21 protein-coding genes are annotated in these 22995 nt (G+C 63.6%); 3 read left to right on the forward strand and 18 right to left on the reverse strand.

The window, feature by feature from the left end:
- Nucleotides 1-12: 12 nt before the first annotated feature.
- The 5 genes from ACYVOC_RS03205 to ACYVOC_RS03225 form a co-directional block, all read right to left on the reverse strand.
- Complete coding sequence (locus tag ACYVOC_RS03205; protein ID WP_461160853.1) at nt 13-2034, reverse strand: acetyl/propionyl/methylcrotonyl-CoA carboxylase subunit alpha; 2022 nt, start codon at nt 2032-2034, stop codon at nt 13-15.
- A gap of 115 nt (nt 2035-2149) precedes the next feature.
- A complete protein-coding gene (locus ACYVOC_RS03210) occupies nt 2150-2869 on the reverse strand; it encodes a DUF4126 domain-containing protein (RefSeq protein WP_461160854.1) in 720 nt (239 codons plus the stop codon).
- Between the two features lie 169 nt (nt 2870-3038).
- On the reverse strand, nt 3039-3824 hold the full coding sequence (locus ACYVOC_RS03215; RefSeq protein ID WP_461160855.1) for an enoyl-CoA hydratase/isomerase family protein: 786 nt from the start codon (nt 3822-3824) through the stop codon (nt 3039-3041).
- Nucleotides 3821-4330 carry a DinB family protein gene (locus tag ACYVOC_RS03220; protein WP_461160856.1) on the reverse strand — a complete coding sequence of 170 codons (510 nt, stop codon included), beginning with the start codon at nt 4328-4330 and terminating at the stop codon, nt 3821-3823. The genes ACYVOC_RS03215 and ACYVOC_RS03220 overlap by 4 nt, the downstream gene beginning before the upstream one ends.
- 18 nt (nt 4331-4348) lie before the next feature.
- Nucleotides 4349-5956, reverse strand: a complete 1608-nt coding sequence (locus ACYVOC_RS03225) for a carboxyl transferase domain-containing protein (RefSeq protein WP_461160857.1) — start codon at nt 5954-5956, stop codon at nt 4349-4351.
- Nucleotides 5957-6182: 226 nt separating this feature from the next.
- On the opposite strand from ACYVOC_RS03225, the gene ACYVOC_RS03230 reads away from it, so the two are divergent.
- Both ACYVOC_RS03230 and ACYVOC_RS03235 read left to right on the forward strand, forming a co-directional pair.
- The gene (locus ACYVOC_RS03230) at nt 6183-7172 is read left to right on the forward strand and encodes an AraC family transcriptional regulator (RefSeq protein WP_461160873.1); all 990 of its coding nucleotides are present in this window, start codon (nt 6183-6185) and stop codon (nt 7170-7172) included.
- 326 nt (nt 7173-7498) lie between these two features.
- The gene (locus ACYVOC_RS03235; protein WP_461160858.1) at nt 7499-10663 is read left to right on the forward strand and encodes an EAL domain-containing protein; all 3165 of its coding nucleotides are present in this window, start codon (nt 7499-7501) and stop codon (nt 10661-10663) included.
- Here ACYVOC_RS03235 and ACYVOC_RS03240 read toward each other — a convergent pair.
- From ACYVOC_RS03240 to ACYVOC_RS03250, 3 genes are read right to left on the reverse strand one after another with little or no spacing between them, the layout of a single operon-like run.
- Complete coding sequence (locus tag ACYVOC_RS03240; protein ID WP_116004864.1) at nt 10653-11321, reverse strand: HAD family hydrolase; 669 nt, start codon at nt 11319-11321, stop codon at nt 10653-10655. The two genes, ACYVOC_RS03235 and ACYVOC_RS03240, sit on opposite strands and share 11 nt — an antisense overlap.
- Nucleotides 11322-11364: 43 nt before the next feature.
- Nucleotides 11365-11784 carry a YchJ family protein gene (locus ACYVOC_RS03245; RefSeq protein ID WP_461160859.1) on the reverse strand — a complete coding sequence of 140 codons (420 nt, stop codon included), beginning with the start codon at nt 11782-11784 and terminating at the stop codon, nt 11365-11367.
- A gap of 5 nt (nt 11785-11789) precedes the next feature.
- Nucleotides 11790-12485 (reverse strand): DUF4197 domain-containing protein, encoded by a 696-nt coding sequence (locus tag ACYVOC_RS03250; protein ID WP_461160860.1) that lies wholly within the window; start codon nt 12483-12485, stop codon nt 11790-11792.
- Between the two features lie 117 nt (nt 12486-12602).
- Between ACYVOC_RS03250 and ACYVOC_RS03255 the strand changes: the two genes are divergently transcribed.
- Entirely contained in the window at nt 12603-13091 is a 489-nt protein-coding gene (locus ACYVOC_RS03255; RefSeq protein WP_461160861.1) for a DUF421 domain-containing protein, read from the forward strand.
- A gap of 60 nt (nt 13092-13151) precedes the next feature.
- Here the strand turns inward: ACYVOC_RS03255 and ACYVOC_RS03260 are convergent, their stop codons facing one another.
- From ACYVOC_RS03260 to ACYVOC_RS03305, 10 genes are all read right to left on the reverse strand, one after another.
- Nucleotides 13152-13940, reverse strand: coding sequence for an alpha/beta fold hydrolase (locus tag ACYVOC_RS03260; protein WP_461160862.1), 789 nt, complete (start codon nt 13938-13940; stop codon nt 13152-13154).
- Between the two features lie 202 nt (nt 13941-14142).
- A complete protein-coding gene (locus ACYVOC_RS03265) occupies nt 14143-15273 on the reverse strand; it encodes an acyl-CoA dehydrogenase family protein (RefSeq protein ID WP_461160863.1) in 1131 nt (376 codons plus the stop codon).
- A gap of 34 nt (nt 15274-15307) precedes the next feature.
- Nucleotides 15308-15976, reverse strand: a complete 669-nt coding sequence (locus ACYVOC_RS03270; protein ID WP_461160864.1) for an SDR family oxidoreductase — start codon at nt 15974-15976, stop codon at nt 15308-15310.
- Nucleotides 15977-16052: 76 nt separating this feature from the next.
- Nucleotides 16053-17246 (reverse strand): acetyl-CoA C-acyltransferase, encoded by a 1194-nt coding sequence (locus tag ACYVOC_RS03275; RefSeq protein WP_461160865.1) that lies wholly within the window; start codon nt 17244-17246, stop codon nt 16053-16055.
- 34 nt (nt 17247-17280) lie between these two features.
- The gene (gene aceK, locus ACYVOC_RS03280) at nt 17281-19092 is read right to left on the reverse strand and encodes a bifunctional isocitrate dehydrogenase kinase/phosphatase (protein ID WP_461160866.1); all 1812 of its coding nucleotides are present in this window, start codon (nt 19090-19092) and stop codon (nt 17281-17283) included.
- Between the two features lie 38 nt (nt 19093-19130).
- Complete coding sequence (can, locus tag ACYVOC_RS03285; protein WP_116004873.1) at nt 19131-19790, reverse strand: carbonate dehydratase; 660 nt, start codon at nt 19788-19790, stop codon at nt 19131-19133.
- 99 nt (nt 19791-19889) lie between these two features.
- Nucleotides 19890-21080: an isovaleryl-CoA dehydrogenase gene (locus ACYVOC_RS03290; protein WP_116004874.1), complete on the reverse strand. Its 1191-nt coding sequence runs from the start codon at nt 21078-21080 to the stop codon at nt 19890-19892.
- 32 nt (nt 21081-21112) lie between these two features.
- A complete protein-coding gene (locus tag ACYVOC_RS03295; protein ID WP_461160867.1) occupies nt 21113-21574 on the reverse strand; it encodes a PaaI family thioesterase in 462 nt (153 codons plus the stop codon).
- Nucleotides 21575-21608: 34 nt separating this feature from the next.
- Nucleotides 21609-22007 carry a MerR family transcriptional regulator gene (locus ACYVOC_RS03300; protein ID WP_116004876.1) on the reverse strand — a complete coding sequence of 133 codons (399 nt, stop codon included), beginning with the start codon at nt 22005-22007 and terminating at the stop codon, nt 21609-21611.
- A gap of 144 nt (nt 22008-22151) precedes the next feature.
- The gene (locus tag ACYVOC_RS03305) at nt 22152-22901 is read right to left on the reverse strand and encodes a 16S rRNA pseudouridine(516) synthase (protein WP_461160874.1); all 750 of its coding nucleotides are present in this window, start codon (nt 22899-22901) and stop codon (nt 22152-22154) included.
- Nucleotides 22902-22995: the final 94 nt, after the last annotated feature.

The following is a 22995-nucleotide window of genomic DNA, read 5'->3' on the forward strand; positions in this document are numbered from 1 at the left end:
GCCACCGTGCATTTATGCGGCGGCCAGCTTGAGCAGCTCGGACCCTTCTGTCACCTGGTCGCCCGGGGCGTAGAGCAGCTCGGCCACGACACCATCCTGCGGTGCGGCGATGGTGTGCTCCATTTTCATGGCCTCCATCACGGCCAGGGCCTGGCCCTTGGTGACCTTGTCGCCCGCCTGCACGGCAAATGACACCACCTTGCCCGGCATGGGCGCGGTCAGGCGGCCGCCCTCCTGCTGGGTTTCTCCGGCATGGGCGAGCAGGTCAATTTCGATGATTTCGGTCGCCCCGTGCGCCGCAAAGATGTGCTCCGTCTCGCCCTGGGCGTAGACGCTGACGGTACGGCGTTGGTCGGCAAACTGCAGGTCGATGCACTCGGCGCCCTGCGCCTTAAACGCCAATGACCCCGCCACCTGGTCCGCACCCTCGCCCACGGCCAGATGCAGCGCGCCATCGTGCTGGTAGGTCAGCAGCGCCTGGGCAGGTTCGCCATGGAAGTCAAACGCAAAGCGGCGCTGCACCAGGCCGTGCGAGCGCCAGCCATCGCGGCGGCTGAAGGGGTCGGCGCCCGACTGGGCCGCTTCGGTCAGCAGCGTTTGCGCCACCGCTGAGGCCACCGCCAGCGCCAGACCAATGGGTTCCTGATGGAACAGCACCGCCTCTTCGCGCGGAATCAGGCCAGTATCGAGTTGGGCCTTGGCAAACGAATCGGTGCGCGCCACACGGCGCAAAAACTGCACGTTGGTGGCCAGCCCCACGATATGGGTCTGCGCCAGCGCCTCGTCGAGCCGCGCCAGCGCCTGTTCGCGCGTATCGCCATGCACGATGAGCTTGGCCACCATGGAGTCGTAGAACGGACTGATGGCGTCGCCGCGCCGCACGCCGGAATCGACACGCACTGCGCCACGCTCAAAGGTCACGCAGTCGGGCAAGCCATAGACATGGAGCGTGCCCGTGGCGGGCAGGAAGTTGTTGTCGGGGTTCTCCGCGCAGATCCGCGCCTCGATGGCATGGCCGGTGATCTTGAGCTGGTCTTGCAGGCACGGCAGCGGCTCGCCCGAAGCCACGCGCAGTTGCCACTCCACCAGGTCCTGGCCGGTGATGGCTTCGGTGACAGGGTGCTCGACCTGCAGGCGGGTGTTCATTTCCATGAAGAAGAACTTCATCTGCTCGGGGTGCTCGTAGCCACCGGGCTGCTCGACGATGAATTCCACCGTGCCTGCGCCCACGTAGTTCACCGCACGTGCTGCCGCCACCGCTGCCTCACCCATGCGCGCGCGCAGCTCGGACGTCATGCCGGGCGCCGGGGCTTCTTCCAGCACCTTCTGGTGGCGGCGCTGCACCGAGCAATCGCGCTCGAACAGGTACACATAGTTGCCCAGCGTATCGCCAAACACCTGGATTTCGATATGGCGCGGGCGCTGCACGTATTTTTCAATCAGCACGGCATCGTCGCCAAAGCTGTTGATGGCTTCGCGCTTGCAGCTGGCGAGGGCTGCGGCAAAGTCTTCTGACTTGTCCACGGCGCGCATTCCTTTGCCGCCGCCGCCCGCGCTGGCCTTGATGAGCACCGGGTAGCCAATACGGTCGGCCTCGCGCTGCAGCAAAGCGGGGTCCTGGTCGGCGCCGTGGTAGCCGGGCACCAGGGGCACACCGGCCTTTTCCATGAGCTGCTTGGATTCGGCCTTGAGGCCCATGTCCTTGATGGCCGAGGGCGGCGGGCCGATGAAGACCAGGCCCGCGTCCTGGCAGGCCTGCGCGAACTCTTCGTTCTCGGAGAGGAACCCGTAACCGGGGTGGATGGCCTGTGCGCCCGTGGCCTTGGCCGCCTCCAGGATGCGTTCCCAGCGCAGGTAGCTGTCCTTGGGGGCGCTGCCGCCGATATGCACGGCCTCGTCGCACACGGCGACATGCTTGGCATTGGCGTCGGCGTCGGAATAGACGGCGACGGTCTTGACGCCCATGCGTTTCGCGGTCGCCGCGACCCGGCAGGCGATTTCACCGCGGTTTGCGATCAGGATCTTTTTAAACATGGCAGTTCTCCGCGTTGAAATCGCCTGCGCACGCTGCGCGTGCCAAGCAATTTGTTGAAACGGCCGCTACGCAGCCGTTTTCGCCGCGGTTAGCAATCAGGATTTTGGTAAACATTTAGGCCACTCCAGGAGAACCAGAAAAGAAACGGGACACGCGGCCGATCACCGCACGCAGGAAAGAAAACAGCAGCACCAGCAACAGTGCCGACACGATGAGCATGAGCACCAGCGCCACGCCAAACCACAGCGGGTACTGCGTGGCGAGCCAGACCACGGCCACCACCAGGCCGTCTTCCAGGAAAGACAGCCCCCAGTTGGAAAACGGCTCGGGCGAGGTGTTCACCGCCGCGCGCGTGGTCATCTTGGTCGCCAGCGCCGTGGCCGAGAGCGAGCCGCCGAGCAGGCCGGCGGCCACGGCCATGGTGGCGTTGTCGGCACCGAACACGCCAGCGGCCAGCAGGGCCCCAGCGGGCACGCGGATGACGGTGTGCAGGACATCCCAGGCGCTGTCGAGCCACGGCACCTTGTCGGCGAAGAATTCGACCAGCAGCATGAACCCGCTGACGATCAACACAGCCGGGTGCTGCAATACATGCAGCCCGGGCGGCAAGGCCAGCCAGCCCGCCGCACCCATGCCGCCCACCAGAAACACCACGGCATAAAGCCGGAAGCCGCTGGCCCAGCCCAGCGCGGCTGCCAGCGCCAGCAGGCCCGGCATGTCCAGCTGCGCCGTGGCACGCGCCGCACCCTCGGCCACGCTGCGCGCCGCGCCCGCGTCCACATGCAGCCCCACGGTGTGGAGCCACTGGACGATGGCGAGCCAGAGTTGGTCCATGGTCGTCATCCACTGGGCTGCGCATCGTTCGTGGCCATGCCACCACGCACTGCCGAGGCCAGCGGCCGCCGCGCAAGGGCCGCCCCGCCGCGCTGGCGGCGTCCCCCCTCCCGCGTCGCGCAGCGAGGCGAGAGAGGGGGGAAGGCGCGCAGCGCCACAGGGGGGTGTCTCATGCCACCCACGCGGGTTTGCGCTTTTGCAGGAAGGACTGCACGCCCTCCTTGCCTTCGTTGCTGGCGCGAATATCGGCAATGCCTTGCACCGTGGCAGCAATCAGGCTGGCGTTGATCTCGCGCTCGGCCACCTCCATCACCAGCTTCTTGCACGCGCGCACGGCGTTGGGGCTGGCGCTGGTCAGCTGCTTGAGCAACTCATCGACCTTGGCGTCGAGCTGGTCGACAGTCACCACCTCATGCACAAAGCCGATGCGCAAGGCTTCGGCCGCACCAAAGCGCTCGGCAGTGAGGAAATAGCGGTGCGCGGCGCGTGCGCCCATGGCACGGATCACATACGGGCTGATGGTGGCCGGAATCAGGCCCAGCTTCACTTCGCTGAGGCAGAAACCCGCCGTGTCCACCGCCACGGCCATGTCGCACGCGGCCACCAGGCCCATGCCGCCCGCGTACACGTCGCCCTGCACGCGGGCTATTGTTGGCTTGGGGCATTCGTAGATCACGCGCAGCATCTCGGCCAGCTTGCCCGCATCCTGGATGTTTTCATCGCGCGTGTAATCGGCCATGCGGCGCATCCAGTTCAGGTTGGCACCGGCACAGAAGGCCGGGCCTTCAGCCGCCAGCACCACGGCGCGCACATCGGTGCGCCCGCCCACATCCATGAAGGCGGCAGTGATCTCGGCAATGACTTCGTCGCTGAAAGCGTTGCGAATCTCGGGCTGCGTGAGCGTGATGCGCGCCACGGCGCCGGTCTGGGTGATGGAAAGGTTTTGGCTGCTCATGGCTTGGACGGGTTTTGCAAGAAGTAGACAAGGTCCAGCTCCGGACAGGGCTGGCCCAGGGCGGTCAATGCGGCAGTGATCTGGCCCCGGTGGTGCGTGCCGTGGTTGAACACATGCGCCAGCGTGGCCGCAAAAGGCAGCGATGCCGCCGTGCCACGCATGGTGGTGTAGTCGAGCGTGCCGTTCCAGCGGTCGGGCTTGAACGAGGCGATCAGCGGTGCCCAGCGCGCAGCCCCTTCACGCAGCCGGGCATCCAGCCGTGCGCGGTCGGGTTCCAGCTCGGCATCCAGCGCCACCTTGGGCGAGATGCCCTCGGCAAAGCGCACGAACCACAGATGGTGCTCGCCCACCAGCAGGTGGTTGAGCGTGCCATGGATGCTTTTGAAGAAGAGGCCCACATCGCGCCGGTAGCCATCCTCGGGCAGCGCCCGCACGGCATCGAGCAGGCGCGCCGTGGCCCACACGTTGTAGCGTGCAAGCTGGGTGAAATGGGCAACAGCGTCCATGGCAGCTCCCTGTGGGGGTTACATGCGGAACAGGCCGAACTTGGTGTCTTCGATCGGCGCATTGCGCGTGGCCGCCAGGCCCAGCGCCAGCACGCGGCGGGTGTCGGCCGGGTCGATCACGCCGTCGTCCCACAGGCGGGCGGTGGCGTAGTAGGGGTGGCCCTGGTCTTCGTACTGGCGGCGGATGGGGGCCTTGAAGGCTTCTTCTTCCTCCATGCTCCACTGGCCGCCTTTCAGCTCGATGCCGTCGCGCTTGACGGTGGCGAGCACGCCGGCGGCCTGGTCGCCGCCCATCACGCTGATGCGTGCGTTCGGCCACATCCAGAGAAAGCGGGGCGAGTAGGCGCGGCCGCACATGCCGTAATTGCCCGCGCCAAAGCTGCCGCCGATGATGATGGTGAACTTCGGAACACTCGCCGTGGCCACGGCCGTGACCATCTTGGCGCCGTTGCGCGCGATGCCTTCGTTCTCGTACTTGCGGCCCACCATGAAGCCGGTGATGTTCTGCAGGAACACCAGCGGAATCTTGCGCTGGCAGCACAACTCGATGAAGTGCGTGGCCTTGAGCGCGCTTTCAGAAAACAGGATGCCGTTGTTGGCGATGATGCCCACCTGCATGCCTTCGATGCGTGCAAAGCCGGTCACCAGCGTGGTGCCGTAGCGCGCCTTGAACTCGTCGAACTCGCTGCCATCGACGATGCGGGCGATGATTTCGCGCACATCAAAAGGCTTGCGCGTATCCACCGGGATCACGCCATACAGCTCTTCCGCTTCAAATTTAGGAGCTATTGGCGCACTATCTGCGGGCGCTGGAGCCTTGTTTTTATTCAAATTCTTGACAGCCATGCGCGCCAGCTTGAGGGCATGCATATCGTTTTGCGCCAGATGGTCGGCCACACCGGACAGGCGCGTGTGCACGTCGCCACCGCCCAGGTCTTCGGCTGTCACGACCTCGCCCGTGGCGGCTTTGACCAGCGGCGGGCCGCCCAGGAAGATGGTGCCCTGGTTCTTCACGATGATGGATTCGTCGCTCATCGCGGGCACGTAGGCGCCGCCCGCCGTGCAGCTGCCCATGACCACGGCGATCTGCGCGATGCCCTGCGCGCTCATGTTCGCCTGGTTGAAGAAGATGCGGCCGAAGTGGTCGCGGTCGGGAAACACCTCATCCTGGTTGGGCAGGTTCGCGCCGCCCGAGTCCACCAGGTAAATACAGGGCAGATGGTTCTGCTGCGCCACTTCCTGGGCACGCAGGTGCTTCTTGACGGTGAGGGGGTAGTAGGTGCCGCCTTTCACGGTGGCGTCGTTGCAGACGATCATGCAATCGACACCGCTCACACGCCCGATGCCTGCGATGATGCCCGCGCCGGGGGCGTCGTTGTTGTACATGTTCAGCGCGGCCAGCGGCGCCAGCTCCAGGAAGGGCGTGCCCGGGTCGAGCAGCATCTGCACGCGCTCGCGCGGCAGCAGCTTGCCGCGCGCCACATGCTTGGCGCGTGCGGCCTCGCCGCCGCCCTCGAAGGTGCGGGCAATGTGGGCGTTCAGGTCTTCGACCAGCGTGCGCATGGCGGCGGCGTTGGTCAGAAAATCGGACGAACGGGCGTTCAGTTGGGTCTGCAAAACGGGCATGGAGGGTCTTTCCGGAGTGCGGGGAAGGTGGGGCCGGACGCTACAGCGTCATGCGTGCCACGAAGGTCTGCCCCGAGAATACGCTGCCCACTGGCAGAGGGGTTGCCAGCGTGGTTGCAAATCACGCCACATTTGCGGCAAACTCTCTGGCGTGAACCTGCCCCCCCCCTCCCGCCCTCTTGCCCTGGCCCAACCCGCACTGCCCTCGGGACCTGCCGCTACGCCAATGGCCTTTGTGCAAGCCATTGTGCTGGCCTGCCAGCGCGCCGGCGTGGAGGCCGAAGCTTTGCTCCAGCAGGCACAAATTACGCCACAGGAAGTGGAAAACCCCGAGGCCCGCGTCACCGCCTGGCAGTTCGAGCGCCTCTCGGGCCTGGCCATGCAGGCGCTGGACGACGAAGCCCTGGGGTGGTTCAGCCGCCGCCTGCCCTGGGGCAGTTACGGCATGCTGGCGCGCGCCTCCATCAGCTCGCCCACATTGGGCGTGGCGCTGCAGCGCTGGTGCAGACACCACGGGTTGCTGCAGGATGACATCACCCTGCGCCTGGACAGCATGGGGGACACGGCTACGCTATCGCTCGTCACGCACCGCGACCTTCAGCCACTGCACGAGTTTTGCCTGGTATCGGTGCTGCGCAACGCCCATGGGCTGGCCTGCTGGCTGATCGATTCGCGCATTCCGCTGCAAGGCTCGCAGTTTCCGCTGGCACGGCCTGCGCACCATGGCGCCTATGGCGTACTTTTCCCGGGCCCGGTGCGCTTTGACACGGGGCCCGCCGCCTTCATGTTCGATGCGCGCTACCTGGCGCTGCCCTTGCAGCGCGACGAGGCCGCCTTGCGCGTGATGCTGCAGCGCGCACTGCCGCTGACCGTGCTGCAGTACCGGCGCGACCGCCTGCTGGTGCAGCGCGTACGCCAGGCCTTAGCCAACCAGCCACTGGAGGCACACAACGCCGAAAGCCTGTCAGCACTGCTCCACCTGTCGGCGCGCACCCTGCACCGCCAGTTGAAGGAGGAAGGCGCCTCGCTCCAGGCACTGAAAAACGAAGTACGGCGCCAGCGCGCCACCGAGTTGCTGCTGCGCACACAGCGCCCGATCAAACAGGTCGCGCAGGCCGCAGGCTTCCAGAACGAGAAGAGCTTTATCCGGGCCTTCAGGCTCTGGACCGGGCACACCCCGGCCGAATGGCGCCAGCACAACAGCATGCCGACGTGATGCCGGTGGAGCCCGGCCCGGCGGCCTGGCCCCCCACCACGGCGTGCAGATTTGCAACGGCCTTTTTTGCCGCCCCACGCGCCAAGACGTTCCCCTTTACACTTTGGAACGAATACGCATAACCCCCTTGGAATCTACGGCATGGCCCGTACCCACCTGCGCAGCCGCGTCCTACGCTGAATGCTGTAACGGCCCGCCAGAAGTTTGCCAGGGGAGCGGTGCGCAACCTATGACCCCGAGCCAAAGGAATTGCGTTACGACCTCTCCCGTGTTGAACCAGGCTCCTGCGCTGCGCAACACCCGCGACCTTTTCCGCGCATACCCCCATGCAAGCCCCGCTCCGCACCCATTTGCTGCTGCCGCTTCTGGCACTGACGGTGCCCCTGGCCGCGCTGCTGGGCTATGGCGCCTACCGTGACACGACCGAGGCCCGTAGCCAAGCGCTGAATGCACAGCGATCCTTGTCCGCCATCGTTGCCGCCGATGTGGGCCGCAAGATCGAACATGCCCGCACAACCCTGTTGAGCATGGCCTCCAGCCCCCGGATTCGCGGCCTGGACGCTGCGCAGTGCAACTCCGTCCTGGCCGAACTGCATGCGCTGACACCGGACTTTCCCAACCTGCTGCTCACCGACCGGCAGGGCCGGTTGGTCTGCTCGGCCGTACCGACACCGCACAGCCCGGTGCCGCTTGCGGACGATCCTGGCTGGCTCCAGACCCTGACGAGCACACAGAACTTTCACATCGGCCCACCCCACCCCAGCCCGGTGAGCGGCCACTGGGTTTCGATTTTGAGCATGCCCGTGCGCGATGCCCAGGGCGTGGTGGACGGGGCGGTGCACTTGCCCATGGAACTGCGGGCGCTGGACATGGCCCTCTGGACCCCGAACCTGCCCGCAGACAGCCGCTATGGCATCTTTGATGCCCAAGGTGTTTTGCTCTGGCGCAACCAGGACCCTGAGAGCGCCATTGGCACGCAGCCCGACTGGGAAATGGCGCGCCACATCTCGGCCTCCAAGAACGGCGTTTTCGAAGGCCCGGGCCTGGAAGGCACCGTGCGCTTTTATGCCACCACGAAAATCCCGCAAACGGGCTGGGTGGCGTACTTCGGACTGCCCAGCGCCACTATCACGGCCGAGGTTCGCCAGCGGGCCATCACCACCGCAGCGGCAGGCGCGCTCATCGTCCTGGCACTGAGCCTGCTGGCCATCGCACTGGCACGCCGCATCGAGCAACCGGTGCGCAGCCTGGCCGAGGCGGCGCGCGCCTTCAGCCGGGGCGACCGGCAAGCCTATGCACAGCCCCAGGGTCCGACCGAGCTGGCGGACCTGGCCCGCGACTTCAACACCATGGTGGCCGACCGGCTGCAAGCGGAAACCCAGCTGCAAGCCCAGCGCCAGCAACTCCAGGCAGCCAAGGACCGGCTCGACCTGGCCATGCACATCGCACGCATGGGCCTGTGGACCTGGGATTTGCGCACCGGCATGGTCCAGGGCGACGACACACTGGTCCAGATTTTTGGTGACCAAGACTCCGAGCAACGGCCGATGTCCATCGAAGAATGGCGCGGCCGCACGCACCCTGAAGACCTGGCAGCCCTCGGCCCACCCCTGGCCGCCTGCCTCAAAGGTGAGACGGAGCAGTTTGAAGTGGCACAGCGCGTTCGACACCACGATGGCCACTGGCTTTGGGGCCTGTGGCGTGGCCGCGTCACAGAGCGCGACGCCCAGGGACGGGGCATCGCGATGATGGGCTCGTTCCACGACATCACCGAGCAGCGACAGGCGCATGAACGCCTGCAACTGGCCGCCAGCGTGTTCACCCACGCCCGCGAGGGCATCACCATCACCGACACGCGCGGCACCATCATTGATGTGAACGACACGTTCACACGCATCACCGGCTACTCCCGAGAAGAAGCCATTGGCAACAACCCGCGCATGCTGCAGTCGGGCCGCCAGGGGCCCGATTTTTATGCCTCCATGTGGCAAAGCCTGGCGGAACACGGGCACTGGACGGGCGAGGTGTGGAACCGCCGGAAAAACGGCGAACTGTTTGCCGAAATCATCACCATCAGCGCCGTACGCAACCCGCTGGGTGCAACAACGCACTATGTGGCGCTCTTCACCGACATCACCTCCATCAAGGAAAACGAGCGCAAGCTCGAACGCATTGCGCACTACGACGCGCTGACCGGCCTGCCCAACCGGGTGCTGCTGGCCGACCGCCTGCAGCAAACCATGGCACGTTGCCAGCGCAAGGGGCATTCGCTGGCCGTGGCCTTCATCGACCTGGACGGTTTCAAGGCCGTCAACGACCTGCATGGCCATGAGCGGGGCGATGATCTGCTCGTCGCGCTGGCGCAGCGCCTGCAATCGTCCTTGCGCGAAGGCGACACCCTTTCGCGCATGGGTGGCGACGAATTTGTGGCTGTGCTCTCCGACCTCGAACACGTGCGTGACTGCGAACCCGTGCTGGAGCGCATGCTGCGCGCCGCCGCCGACCCGGTGCGCCTGGGCGACCAGCTCTTCCAGGTTTCGGCCAGCATTGGCATCACCCTGTTTCCCGCCGACGGCGTGGCGCCAGACCTTCTCATCCGCCATGCCGACCAGGCCATGTACCAGGCCAAGCAGGCTGGCAAGAACCGCTACCACCTGTTCGATGTGGAGCAGGACACGGCCGTGAAGACGCAGCGCGAGGAAATCGCGCGCCTGCGCCGGGCGTTGGACGAGCAAGAATTCGTGCTGCACTACCAGCCCAAGGTCAACATGCGCACCGGCCAGGTGATCGGGGCCGAGGCCCTGATCCGCTGGAGCCACCCGGAACGCGGTCTGCTGCTACCGGCCGCTTTTCTGCCGGCGATGCAAGACCACGCCATCACCCTGGATGTGGGCGACTGGGTGATTGCCACAGCCCTGCGCCAGATGGCCGACTGGCAGGCGCAGGGGCTGAGCCTGCCGGTCAGCGTGAACATTGACGCCCAGCATCTGCAAAAAGAAGGCTTCAGCCATCGCCTGGCAGCCTTGCTGGCCGAGCAGCCCCAGATACCACCCAGCCTCCTGGAACTGGAAATCCTGGAGACCAGCGCACTGGAAGACATCGCAGAAGTGTCCGCCATCATGCACCGCTGCCAAGCGATGGGCGTGCGCTTTGCGCTGGACGACTTTGGCACAGGCTACTCGTCACTCACCTACCTCAAACGCCTGGGCGCCGAGGTCATCAAGATCGACCAGAGTTTTGTGCGCGACATGCAGACCGACCCCGACGACCTGGCCATCGTCCAGGGCGTGATCGGCCTGGCCCACGCCTTTCACCGCGAAGTGATAGCCGAAGGCGTGGAGACCATTGCCCACGGCACGCTGCTGCTGCCCCTGGGCTGTGAACGCGCACAAGGCTACGGCATTGCGCGCCCCATGCCCGCCAGCGAACTGCCGCACTGGGTGCAGCACTGGAAACCCGACCACGCCTGGACGGCGGCATTCAGCCTGTGACCAGCAACCCCGGCAACTCATTCATGTGCGCCATGACCTGCACCGCCCCAGCGGCGCGCAGGGCTTCGGGCGTGCCATGCCCCACGGGTGACGGGCTGTAGCCCACCACGGTAGCGCCCGCGGCCACTCCGGCGGTCACGCCGGTCACTGTGTCTTCCACCACCAGGCAGCGCGCAGGCGGCACCCCCAGGGCGGCTGCAGCCGCCAGGTACACGTCGGGTGCGGGCTTGGTGGCCGGCATTTCGTGGCCGCTAAAAATGCGCCCGGCAAAGTACGGCGCCAGGCCCACCTTCTGCAGCTGCATTTCCACCTTGAACCGGTCGGCCCCCGAGGCACAGGCAATGCGCCCACCCAATGCGGCGTGCACCGCCTGCACGGCGGCCACGGCGCCATCAATGGCCAACAATTCGGCATCAAGCCGCGCATTGCGGCGTGCGTAAAAATCAGCCATCCAGGCATCGGTGAGCGGCTGGCCGGTGTGGGCCTCGATGCGGGCCGCCTCGCTGCGCACGGTTTTGCCAATGAAGAGGCGCATGCACTCTTCACTGGAGAGCGCCCAGCCCGCCTCGCCCAGCATGGCGCACAGCACGCCGTTGGTGATGGGTTCGCTGTCGACCAGAACGCCGTCGCAGTCGAACAAAATTGCTTCAAATTTCATAGCTGTTAGCGCTTATCCATAAAGCGCTGGAGGGTGTTTTTCTTCAAAATTGATCGCCATCCACGTAGTACCAGCGCCCGGCCTCGCGCACAAAGCGGCTGCGTTCATGCAGGCGCACGGCGCTACCCGCCACACGGTAGCGGGCGACGAATTCGACCTCGGCCTGGTCTGGCCCGGTGCTACGGTGGGCGCGCACTTCCAGTCCCAGCCAGCGTGCGCCGGGTTCAAAGTCCAGCACCGCCGGGCGCTGGGGCGCATGCCAGGAGGCCTGCAAGTAGTCGGCCCGCTCCCGCACAAAGGCGCTGTAGCGCGAACGCATGAGCAACTCGGCATCGGGCGCAGGGCAGGTTTCAAAGTGGTCGATATAGCGCCCGCAGCAGTCGTCAAAGGCCAGCGGCACATGCCGTGACGACAGATGGCCACAGGGGCAGACCCCTGGTTTTTTGGGCAATGCGGGTGGCATCGCGATCAGCGCAGCGCGCCAAACACCTTCTGCACGATGGCGCTGCCGCTGCCCAGGGGGTTCTGGCGAATCTTTTTTTCTTCCTCGCCAATCACCCGGTACAGGCCATCGAGCGTCTTGCCTGTGACGTACTGGGACAGATTGGCGTCTTCCTTGCTCATCAGGCCAAAGCTGGAAGCCTTGCTGGCCACCGCGTTGTACTTCTGGGTCAGGCCCACCTGCTCGGTGGCCTGCGTGACCACAGGCAGAAAGCGCTCGCCCAGGGGCAGACGCGTTTTTTCCGCAAAAAACTCGGTGACCGAGGTGTCTCCGCCGGTGAGAATTTTGCGCGCATCGGTCACCGACATGTCCTGCACGGCGCTCACCAGCAAATCCTTGCCCATGGGCACGGCCGCCTCGGCAGCCCGGTTGATGGTGGTCACCAACTCATCAATACGCTTGCCCTGGCCCAATTTACGCAGCAGCTTGGCGGCATCTTCCAGGGAGCCCGGCAGCGGGATGCGCACCAGAGGGTTGCCCAAGAAGCCATCGCTGCGCCCCAGCAGGGCCACGGCAGCACTGGCGCCCTGGCCCAGCGCGGCCTTCAACCCGCTACTGGCTTCGGCACTGGAGAGGTCGCCCAGCGTCAGTGCGTGCGCCTGGCGCAGGGCGGCCAGGCACAGAATGCTGGCAGTAGCCTGGTGGAAAGTACGGCGCAACATGGAGAAATCCTTTCGATGGGGCTGCAGGGGGGCTTGCCCGATTCTTGCAGATGTCGCTTTGGCGCGTGTTGACGCTCTAAACTGCCCCTGCGGCACCGGTCCGCAAGGAGATGCTTCATGTGGAATCTGAGCGTGCCATGGTGGGAATTTGTACTGCGCGGTGTGGTGGTGTACCTGTTTCTACTGGTTTTCCTGCGCCTGACGGGCAAACGGCAGACCGGGCAGTACGCACCGTTCGATCTGGTGCTGCTGCTGATTTTGTCCAACGCCGTGCAGAACTCGATGAATGCCGGAGACAACTCACTGATCGGCGGGCTGATCTCGGCCAGCACGCTGATCAGTTGCCATGTCGCGCTGTCGCACCTCACTTACCGTTTTCGCCGGCTCGAACGCCTGATTGACGGACGCCCGCGGGTGCTGGTGCAAGACGGCAAGGTGGACGAAGTACTGATGCAGAGCGAACGGATTTCCCCCAGCGACCTGGCGGCCGCCTTGCGCGCGGGCGGCTGCCTGCACGCGCACGAGGTGGCCCGCGCCACGATCGAGGTCAACGGGCAAATCACGGTGGTGCTGCGGCCCACACCCCTTTCGCCCGGCCTGTCATAAACCGGGCGCAGGCCGACCGGCGCGGGCATGGACCCAGCCGACAACGACCTGCAGCGGTGTTTACAAGCGGCCCAAAAACGCCGTCAAGGCGGCATTCACGGGCTCGGGGTGTGTGAGGTTGCTGGCGTGCCCGCCATCCGGCACCACCACCATCTGCGCGTGGGGCAAGGCGTCGGCCATGGCCTGGGCTCTTTGCAGGTCAATCGCATGGTCGAGCGCGCCATGCACCACCAGCGCGGGTACGGTAATGGCGCGGATGCGCTCGCTGATGTCGTCGCGGCTGCCCAGGGTGGTAAAGCACTGCAGCAGGTTGGGCACGGTCACCTGCTTCCACTTGGCTTGCCACAGCGGCGCGTCGGCCCAGCCGTCGCCCAGGATGGTGTGCGCCACCACCGCCGCAATCTCGTCAGACAGCCCACCCTCCAGCCAGGCCTTTACCAGCACCTCATGGCCCGCCATTTTTTGCGGATCTTCCTGCAGGGCCTGTGTATCGATCAGCACCAGCGCACGCACCACTTCGGGGTGCGTGAGTGCGCAGCGCAGCGACAGGTAGCCGCCCTGCGACATGCCGGCCAGCACGGCTTTGTGCACGCCCAAGTGCGCCAGCAGCGCCGCCAGGTCGTTGGCCGAGTCGTAGTAGGTGAAGGGGTCGCAGTGTGCCGAATCGGCCGTCTGGCCATGGCCACGCTCGTCCCAAGTGATGCAGCGCCACTGGCCGCGCAAGGCCTGCACTTGCGGTGCAAACATGCTGCTGTCCATGAGCAGCCCGTGGGAGAAAACGATGACCGGGCCGTCTCCGCCCGTGTCTTCGTAATACAACTTCTGGCCATTGACGTGCGCGAAAGGCATGCGGTGCTCCTGTACAGCGATAAACAAGCGCCGATCGTAAGAACACCCCGCCCCCGCGCGCAACGGGCGCGACCCGCACAAGAGGCCCGACAGAGTCACCTGGGCGTCAGGCAGCCTCGTAGAATACCGGAAAAATTCGGATATTTTTTGCCTCTAGCGCTTACCCATCAAGCGCAAGCAGCTACAAATACAGGAGCAAACTTTAGGCCAGCGCGCGCTGGATGATGATTTTCTGCACGTCGCTCGTGCCTTCGTAGATCTGGCACACACGCACGTCGCGGTAGATGCGTTCGACCGGGAAGTCGCTCACCACGCCGTAGCCGCCCAGCGTCTGGATGGCGGCGCTGCACACGCGCTCGGCCATCTCGCTGGCAAAGAGCTTGGCCATGGCAGCTTCCTTCAGGCAGGGCTTACCTGCATCGCGCAGCGCGGCGGCATGCCAGATGAGCTGGCGCGCGGCCTCGATCTGCGTGGCGCAGTCGGCCAGGCGAAAACCCACGGCCTGGTGGTTGAAGATGGGCGTGCCAAAGCTCTCGCGCTCTTTCGAATACGCCAGCGCCGCGTCGAACGCGCTGCGCGCCATGCCCACGCTCTGCGCGGCGATGCCGATGCGGCCGCCTTCAAGCGCACCCAGCGCGATCTTGTAGCCCTCGCCCTCGGCGCCGATCAGGTTCTCAGCCGGGACGCGGCAGTGGTCGAAGTTGATCTGCGCGGTATCGCTGCTGTGCTGGCCCAGCTTTTCTTCGAGCCGCGCCACCACATAGCCGGGGTTGCTGGTGGGCACGAGGAAGGCACTCATGCCTTTTTTACCCGCGCCCTTGTCGGTCACGGCGATGACGATGGCCACATGGCCGTTCTTGCCGCTGGTGATGAATTGCTTGACGCCGTTGATGACGTATTCGTCGCCATCCTTCACCGCCGTGGTGCGCAGGGCCGAGGCGTCGGAGCCCACATGCGGCTCGGTCAGGCAGAACGCCCCCAGCATCTGGCCCTGCGCCAGCGGCGTGAGCCAATCGCGCTTTTGCTGGGCGTTGCCGTAGCGCATGAGAATGGCGTTGACGGGGCAGTTGGTGACACTGATGGCGGTGCTGGTGCCGCCGTCGCCCGCCGCGATTTCTTCGAGCACCAGAGCGAGTGTGAGGTAATCGAGCTGCGCGCCGCCAAACTCTTCGGGCACGCAGATGCCATAGGCACCGAGCGCCGCCAGTCCCTGGTGCACATCTTTGGGGAAATGGTGTTCCTTGTCCCAACGCGCGGCGTGGGGTGCGATCTGCTCTTGTGCAAAATCGCGCACCGCGTCACGGATCATTTCCTGGTCTTGGGTCAGCAACATCGGGCGGGTCTCCAGTTTGGGGATTTAGAAATATTTACCAATGCGCAGCGCGGCGCCCGTCGTGGTGCAACAGCTGGCCCTTGTCGGCCGCCGTGAGGTGGGCCAGCGTCTGGCGCATGCCGCGCACACTGGCCTCGACCGTGAGGGGCGCTGTCTCGCCGCCCATGTCGGTTTGTACCCAACCAGGGTCGATGGTGACCAGCGCGGCGCCGGGGTAGTCGTGCTGCGCTGCGGCTACGGCCATGTTGAGCGCAGCCTTGCTGGTGCGGTACAGCCAGGCGCTGCTCTCGCCCACGCTGCCAATCTGCGACATCGACGACGACAGGAAAGCGAACACGCCGCCCGCAGCCTCCACCAGCGGAGCCACCTGCGGGATGGCCTGCATGGCGCCGAGCACATTGGTGTGCATGACCGCATCAAAGTCCTGCTGCGTGGGTGGTGTGTGGGCGCCGTGGCGGCGCATCACGCCGACCACGTAGAACGCCAGGTCAAGCTTCTCGCCGTCGAGCTGCCAGGCCAGGCCGCTGACGCTGGCAGGGTTGGCAACATCGACGGTCAACGCCTCGGCGCCCAGCGCCTGCACGCGCGCGCGCCCGGCGTCGTCACGCACGGTGGCAATCACGCGGCAGCCTTCGGCGGCGTACTGGCGCACCAGTTCGAGGCCGATGCCCCGCGATGCGCCCATGACAAGGAGTGTCGTCATTGATATTGAGTGTTTTTGGCCTCTAGCGCCCATCCATCAAGCGCGAGCAGCTATCAATTTATTCAAGACCCATCACTTACAGCAGTTCCAGCGCAACGGCTGTCGCTTCGCCACCGCCGATGCACAGCGTGGCCAGGCCTTTCTTCAGGCCGCGCGCCTGCAGTGCGTACATGAGCGTCACCATGATGCGCGCACCACTGGCACCAATGGGGTGGCCCAATGCGCAGGCACCGCCGTTGACGTTGACCTTGTCGTGCGACAGATCCAACTCTGTCATCAGCGCCATGGGCACCACGGCAAAGGCTTCGTTGATTTCCCACAGATCGACATCGCCCGCATTCCAGCCCGCTTTGGCCAAGGCCTTTTGCGTGGCGCCCAAGGGGGCGGTGGCAAACCATTCGGGTTCTTGCGCGTGCGTGGCGTGGCTGACGATGCGCGCCAGTGGCTTGCAGCCGAGTTTTGCGGCGGTGGACTGGCGCATCATGACCAGCGCAGCGGCACCGTCGTTGATGGACGAGCTGGACGCGGCGGTAATTGTCCCGTCCTTCTTGAAAGCAGGCTTGAGGCTGGGGATTTTGTCGAGCTTGACCTTGCCCGGGCCTTCGTCCACCGACACCACCACTTCGCCCGCACGGGTCTTGACGGTGACGGGGGTGATTTCAGCAGCAAAGGCACCCGATGCCGTGGCGGCCTTGGCACGCTCGACGCTGGCTGTGGCGAAGGCGTCCTGCTGGGCACGGGTGAAACCGTATTTTGCGGCGCAGTCTTCGCCAAAGGTGCCCATGGAGCGGCCGGGTTCGTAAGCGTCTTCCAGGCCGTCGAGCATCATGTGGTCAAAGATGCGGTCGTGGCCCAGGCGGTAGCCGCCACGGCCTTTTTGCAGCAGGTAGGGGGCATTGGTCATGCTTTCCATGCCGCCTGCCACCATGACGTCGTGCGTGCCGGCCAGCAGCATGTCGTGCGCAAACATCGCGGCCTTCATGCCAGAGCCACACATTTTGCTCAGCGTCACGGCACCGGCTTCTTTGGGCAGACCGCCCTTGAAGGCGGCCTGGCGTGCAGGTGCCTGGCCCTGGCCAGCCATCAGGCAGTTGCCAAACAGTACTTCGCCCACCTGGTCGGGCGACACCCCTGCACGTGCGACAGCAGCAGCAATGGCGGCGCCGCCCAGGTCATGCGCCGCGAGGGCCGAAAAATCGCCCTGGAAAGACCCCATGGGGGTGCGCGCTGCGCCGACGATGACGATGGGGTCCTGGGATGGTGTAGTCATGTAAATCACTCCTGAATGAAAAGTGGAAAAGGCGTCAGATGCCGCGCTCCTCGTGCCCGTGCGAGAAACGGCGGTTTACGTCATAAGGGAACACGTCGTAGACATGGCCCGCAAGAATGCGCTCCTTGTGCTGCTGCCAGAACTCCACGCCCAGCAGGTCGGCATGGTGCCGCATGAAGGCTTCACGCACTGCATCGTTGCCCAGCAGGAAGGGGCCGAACGTCTCGGGAAACACATCGTGCGGGCCTACCGTGTACCAGATCTCGCCGCTCATTTCTTCTTCTTCGTTGCGCGGCTGGGGTACCTTGCGAAAGTTGCAGTCGGTGATGTATTCGATCTCGTCGTAGTCGTAGAACACGACCTTGCCATTGCGCGTGACACCAAAGTTCTTCCACAGCATGTCGCCGGGGAAGATGTTGGCCGCCACCAGGTCTTTGATGGCGTTGCCATACTCGATGACACTGTGCTCCATCTGCTGGCGTGCGCGCGGATCGTCCAGGCCGGTGTCGAAGGACTCTTGCAGAAAAATATTGAGCGGAATCATGCGCCGCTCGATATACAGGTGCTTGATGATGACTTCCTGGTGACCATCGCCGTCACGGTCGCTGATTTCGAGCTGGCTGGGGGCAAACTTTTCAATCTCTGCGATCAACTCATCATTGAAGCGCACGCGCGGAAAGGCGACTTCGCTGTATTCCAGCGTATCGGCCATGCGGCCCACGCGGTCGTGCTGCTTGACCAGCAGATACTTGCCCTTGATCTGTTCGCGCGTGGTTTCTTTTTGTGGTGGGTAGTAGTCCTTGATGAGCTTGAACACAAAGGGAAAGCTGGGCAGGTCGAACACCAGCATGACCATGCCTTTGATGCCTGGAGCAATGCGGAATTTGTCGCTGGAATGCTTGAGATGGTAGAGAAAGTCGCGGTAAAAAAGCGTCTTGCCCTGCTTGGCCAAACCCAGCGCGTTGTAGAGCTCGGTGCGCGGCTTGCGCGGCATCAGACTGCGCAGAAACTGCACATAGGCGCTGGGGATTTCCATGTCCACCATGAAATACGCACGCGCAAAGCTGAACAACATCTGCAAATCGTCTTCGCCAAACAGCGCCGCGTCGATGTAGAGCTGCTCCGCATCGTTGTGCAGAATGGGGAGCGCAAACGGCACTTCATGAAAGCCGTTGATGATCTTGCCCACCACATAGGCGCCCTTGTTGCGGAAGAACAGGCCGGAGAGCACCTGGATCTGGAAGTTGGCGCGCAGGCGCACCTTGTCCAGACGCCCCTGCATGGCCGCGAGCACGTAGCGGATATCTCGGGGCAAGTCTTCAAACTCACGCTGCAGCTGGAAGTTTTCCACGATGCCCAGCATGGTGTCGAACAGATTTTCACGCGAAGGATAGTACGACCAGTAGGTCGGACGGGCCTCGGGCTCTTCGTTCTCGATGTATTCGGTGCTGACCGCCGGGCGCACAAAGATGAAATCATTGTGAAAGTGCGTGCGGTGCAGGATGCGGCAGGTGACCGAGTTAAAGAAGGTCTCGGCCAGTTCGGGCTGGTGGTGGTTGACCAGCAAACCAATGTAGTGGAGCTTGATCTGGTGCCACACGTCCATAGGAAGGCTGCCGGCCTTGAATTCTTTTTCCAGTCGCTTCGTGCATTCCTTGACGCGCAGGTCATAGAACTCGATCCGCTCACGCTGGGCACGCTGCTGACCATGCCAGTCGGCGGTTTCGAAGCGGTGTTTGGCGCGCGCGGATTCGGTACGGAACAGGCGGTAGTGCCGGTTGAACCCGTCCATCATCGCCTTCGCGATGTCGTAGGCTTGGGGCGAATCGAGGCGCTGGGGAAACATGGGCTGGGCGTCCTGTGAATGCTATCGGCCCTGCGACTTTAGCGCCGCGCGGCGCGCACACCGTCGATGGCGGCCTTGTACAGCGAATCAATGCCCTGGTTGCCCGCCAGCGTGATATGCATGTTGTTGATGAGCCCGTCTTTGAGCCCATAGCACCAGCCGTGCAGGTGCACTTTCTGCCCCCGCGCCCAGGCGTCCTGCAACACCGTGGTTTGTGCCACGTTGATGACCTGCTCGATCACGTTCAACTCACACAGGACGTCATGGCGCCACTCGGGCTCTGTCGCCGCGATCAGCTCGCGATGCCGGTCGCGCACATCTTTGACGTGACGGATCCAGTTGTCGGACAAGCCGACCCGCAAATCCTGCAGCGCGGCCAGCACGCCGCCACACCCGTAGTGCCCCACGACCATGAGGTCCTGCACATGCAGCTGATCAACGGCGTACTGAATGGTCGAGAGGCAGTTGAGGTCGGTCGGCACCACCACGTTGGCGATGTTGCGATGCACGAAAACCTCTCCAGGCTCCAGCCCCGTGATCTGGTTGGCGGGCACGCGGCTGTCTGAGCAGCCCACCCACATATAGCGCGGCTTTTGCTGCTCCAGGAGGAGGGTAAAAAACCCGGGCCGATCGCGCTGCATTTGAGCAGCCCATTCACGGTTGTGGACAAACAGGTCTTCAATGGAATCGGTGGTCACAGTGTTTTCCTGGAGGAGTGTTGTTGTGCCCGGCGGCAGGAGGGTCAAGGCAGAACAAGCCGCCCGCAATGATCGAGCGGGAACCTATTCTGCAGGGCCTTAACAAGTCTCTGCAAAGAGCTCGCGACCAATCAGCATGCGGCGGATTTCGCTGGTACCGGCGCCAATTTCATAGAGTTTGGCGTCGCGCCACAGACGACCCAAGGGGTATTCGTTGATGTAGCCATTGCCACCGAAAATCTGGATGCCTTCGCCCGCCATCCAGGTGGCTTTCTCGGCGCACCACAGGATGACGCTGGCGCAGTCCTTGCGCACCTGGCGCACGTGCTCGGTACCCAGCATGTCTAGGTTCTTTGCCACCGTGTAGGCAAACGAGCGCCCTGCCTGCAAAACGGTATACATGTCGGCGACCTTGCCCTGGATGAGCTGGAACTCGCCAATACTCTGGCCAAATTGCTTGCGGTCATGGATGTAGGGAATCACGTTGTCCATGACGGACTGCATGATGCCCAGCGGCCCGCCGGTCAGCACAGCACGCTCATAGTCCAGGCCGCTCATCAGCACCTTGGCCCCCATATTCACGCCACCCAATACGTTTTGCGCAGGGACTTCAACGTCCTGGAACACCAGTTCACCGGTATGGCTGCCGCGCATGCCCAGCTTGTCGAGCTTTTGCGCAATGGAAAAGCCCTTCATGCCCTTCTCGATCAGGAAGGCAGTGACGCCGCGCGCGCCCATCTCGGGCTCGGTCTTGGCATAGACCACCAGGGTGTCGGCGTCGGGACCGTTGGTGATCCACATCTTGTTGCCGTTGAGCAGGTAGTAGCCGCCCTTGTCCTCGGCCTTGAGCTTCATGCTGATGACGTCGGAGCCCGCCCCTGGCTCGCTCATCGCCAGCGCACCCACATGTTCGCCACTGATCAGCTTGGGCAGGTATTTTTTGCGCTGCTCCTCATTGCCGTTACGGTTGATCTGGTTGACGCACAGATTGCTGTGCGCGCCATAGCTCAAACCCACCGAGGCCGATGCACGCGAGATCTCTTCCATGGCGACCATGTGGGCCAGATAACCCATATTGGCACCGCCGTGCTCTTCAGACACCGTAATGCCCAGCACGCCCAAATCGCCCATCTTGCGCCAGAGGTCCATGGGAAACTGGTCGGAGTGATCGATTTCTGTGGCGCGCGGTGCGATTTCAGACTGCGCGAAGTCCCGCACGGCGTCGCGCAAAGCATCGATATCGTCGCCCAGTTGAAAATTAAGGCCAGGAAGGTTGCCGGGAATGCTCATGGTGTTCTCCTGTGTTGAAGTAAATGGGTTGATCAGCCCTGAACATCCGGGCGTCCGGTCACCGCCATCAGGGTGCAACCCATGGTGGCCACCAGTGTTTCATGTCCGTCTTGCAGCGCGTACGCGTGACCTTCGCACACCGAAATGGTGCGACCAGGCTTGAGTACCCGGCCTTCCATCCGAAAGCGCTGGCCCTTTGCAGGGGCTAGCAGGTTGATCTTGAATTCGATGGTCAGCACCGCAGCCTCTGCGGGCATCAAGGTAAATGCGGCGTAGCCGCAGGCAGAGTCCAGCCCTGTGGAAACGACCCCTGCATGCAAGAATCCATGCTGCTGGGTGAGGCCTTGCGCCCAGTCGAGGTGAATATCGACGGCTCCCGGCTCCAGGAGTCCGAGGGTGGCGCCCAGGGTTTTCATAATCCCTTGGCGCGCAAAACTCTGTTGCACGCGCTCGGCATACTGTGAATCTCGGGGCTCGAACCGGGGTATCGTCATGCAGGCTCCTGATTGACGTTTACGTAAACGTCAATTATCCGATATTTTTGGCCACTTTGGCGAGCAAGGCGCGCGCTTCCTTTTCGTGTTCCCGTACTTCGTCCAGATTGGCCTGGAGATCGGCCATCTGCTCCTCGAGCTGCTTGCGGTGCTGGGCCAGTACCGCGAGAAACTTCTGCAGCTGCACACCAGTGTCCCTGGGGCTGTCGTACAGATCGATGATGTCTTTCGCTTCCGTGAGAGAAAGGCCCAGCCGCTTGGCGCGCAACGTCAGTTTGAGCCTGGTGCGATCCCGTGCGCTATAGGTCCGTGTCCGTCCACCGGGCCCTGTTCGCTCGGGTTGCAGCAAGCCCATATCTTCATAAAAACGCATGGCCCGCGTCGTAAGATCGAATTCTTTGGCAAGATCACGAATGGTAAAGGTGGAGGCCATGCTTGGATTCTGGCGGTGCGATGGCGGCGTGAATCGCCGCCGCTCTGGCATCGCCTTGTAATGTTGACGTTACGTCAATGCTACAGCAAACCACCAGTGCACCAGCGAGCGGATACCAACGGCTTGGCGCTGCCCATTATTTCGTCAAGGTGCTGGTTTCAATAACGCCAAATCGGTATCGTCCAGCCAACGCCACTGGCCTGGTGCCAAGTCAGCAGGCAGTTGCAAGCCCCCGATTCTTGAGCGATGCAAGCCCTCCACCCGATTGCCCACCGCCGCAATCATGCGCTTGACCTGGTGGTACTTCCCCTCGGTCAACGTCAGGTGCACAAGCGTGGAATCTACTTGGACGCAAGCCGCGGCCTTCACGGGAGCGGGATCATCGTCCAGAACAACACCTGCCAGCAAGCGATCGACCTGTTCAGCCGTTGCTTCGTGCTTCAAGCGCACTTCATACAGCTTCGGTACATGCTTCTTCGGTGAACTCATGCGGTGAATGAACTGCCCATCGTCGCTGAGCAAAATCAGGCCGGTTGTGTCCTGATCCAGACGGCCGATGGCTTGAACACCCTGTACGGCTGACTTCGTAGGCCGCTGACGCAAAGGCACAGGGAGCAAGGTATAGATGCTGGGGTAGGTCGATGGTTTTTGCGAACACTCTGTGCCTGCTGGCTTGTGCAGCATCAAATACGCTTTTTCTTTGTAAGGCCACCATATGCCTTGTACGCAGAGTTGCAAACCGTCGGTGTTGAAGCGCATCGTAGAGTCACGACACGGTACGAGAGTGCTGTCCACACCCTTTTGCTGCACCTCCACCCAACCCTGCTGCACCAGCCCGGCACAAACACGGCGTGTCCCAAAACCCTGCGAATAAAGAATGTCCTGCAATTGCATCATCTATGGGCACCTGAGAGATGATTATCCAGTCCCAGAAACAGGAACGCCCCGCTCATTGCTGAGAGGGGCGTTGCTGCGCTGTAAGAGCCTG

Source organism: Simplicispira piscis, from assembly GCF_054783455.1.

What these genes read in the sequence shown, in the direction of transcription:
- ACYVOC_RS03205 (WP_461160853.1), bottom strand. Translation starts at nt 2,034, where the DNA reads ATGTTTAAAAAGATCCTGATCGCAAACCGCGGTGAAATCGCCTGCCGG.
- ACYVOC_RS03210 (WP_461160854.1), bottom strand. Translation starts at nt 2,869, where the DNA reads ATGGACCAACTCTGGCTCGCCATCGTCCAGTGGCTCCACACCGTGGGG.
- ACYVOC_RS03215 (WP_461160855.1), bottom strand. Translation starts at nt 3,824, where the DNA reads ATGAGCAGCCAAAACCTTTCCATCACCCAGACCGGCGCCGTGGCGCGC.
- ACYVOC_RS03220 (WP_461160856.1), bottom strand. Translation starts at nt 4,330, where the DNA reads ATGGACGCTGTTGCCCATTTCACCCAGCTTGCACGCTACAACGTGTGG.
- ACYVOC_RS03225 (WP_461160857.1), bottom strand. Translation starts at nt 5,956, where the DNA reads ATGCCCGTTTTGCAGACCCAACTGAACGCCCGTTCGTCCGATTTTCTG.
- ACYVOC_RS03230 (WP_461160873.1), top strand. Translation starts at nt 6,183, where the DNA reads ATGGCCTTTGTGCAAGCCATTGTGCTGGCCTGCCAGCGCGCCGGCGTG.
- ACYVOC_RS03235 (WP_461160858.1), top strand. Translation starts at nt 7,499, where the DNA reads ATGCAAGCCCCGCTCCGCACCCATTTGCTGCTGCCGCTTCTGGCACTG.
- ACYVOC_RS03240 (WP_116004864.1), bottom strand. Translation starts at nt 11,321, where the DNA reads ATGAAATTTGAAGCAATTTTGTTCGACTGCGACGGCGTTCTGGTCGAC.
- ACYVOC_RS03245 (WP_461160859.1), bottom strand. Translation starts at nt 11,784, where the DNA reads ATGCCACCCGCATTGCCCAAAAAACCAGGGGTCTGCCCCTGTGGCCAT.
- ACYVOC_RS03250 (WP_461160860.1), bottom strand. Translation starts at nt 12,485, where the DNA reads ATGTTGCGCCGTACTTTCCACCAGGCTACTGCCAGCATTCTGTGCCTG.
- ACYVOC_RS03255 (WP_461160861.1), top strand. Translation starts at nt 12,603, where the DNA reads ATGTGGAATCTGAGCGTGCCATGGTGGGAATTTGTACTGCGCGGTGTG.
- ACYVOC_RS03260 (WP_461160862.1), bottom strand. Translation starts at nt 13,940, where the DNA reads ATGCCTTTCGCGCACGTCAATGGCCAGAAGTTGTATTACGAAGACACG.
- ACYVOC_RS03265 (WP_461160863.1), bottom strand. Translation starts at nt 15,273, where the DNA reads ATGTTGCTGACCCAAGACCAGGAAATGATCCGTGACGCGGTGCGCGAT.
- ACYVOC_RS03270 (WP_461160864.1), bottom strand. Translation starts at nt 15,976, where the DNA reads ATGACGACACTCCTTGTCATGGGCGCATCGCGGGGCATCGGCCTCGAA.
- ACYVOC_RS03275 (WP_461160865.1), bottom strand. Translation starts at nt 17,246, where the DNA reads ATGACTACACCATCCCAGGACCCCATCGTCATCGTCGGCGCAGCGCGC.
- aceK (WP_461160866.1), bottom strand. Translation starts at nt 19,092, where the DNA reads ATGTTTCCCCAGCGCCTCGATTCGCCCCAAGCCTACGACATCGCGAAG.
- ACYVOC_RS03290 (WP_116004874.1), bottom strand. Translation starts at nt 21,080, where the DNA reads ATGAGCATTCCCGGCAACCTTCCTGGCCTTAATTTTCAACTGGGCGAC.
- ACYVOC_RS03295 (WP_461160867.1), bottom strand. Translation starts at nt 21,574, where the DNA reads ATGACGATACCCCGGTTCGAGCCCCGAGATTCACAGTATGCCGAGCGC.
- ACYVOC_RS03300 (WP_116004876.1), bottom strand. Translation starts at nt 22,007, where the DNA reads ATGGCCTCCACCTTTACCATTCGTGATCTTGCCAAAGAATTCGATCTT.
- ACYVOC_RS03305 (WP_461160874.1), bottom strand. Translation starts at nt 22,901, where the DNA reads ATGCAATTGCAGGACATTCTTTATTCGCAGGGTTTTGGGACACGCCGT.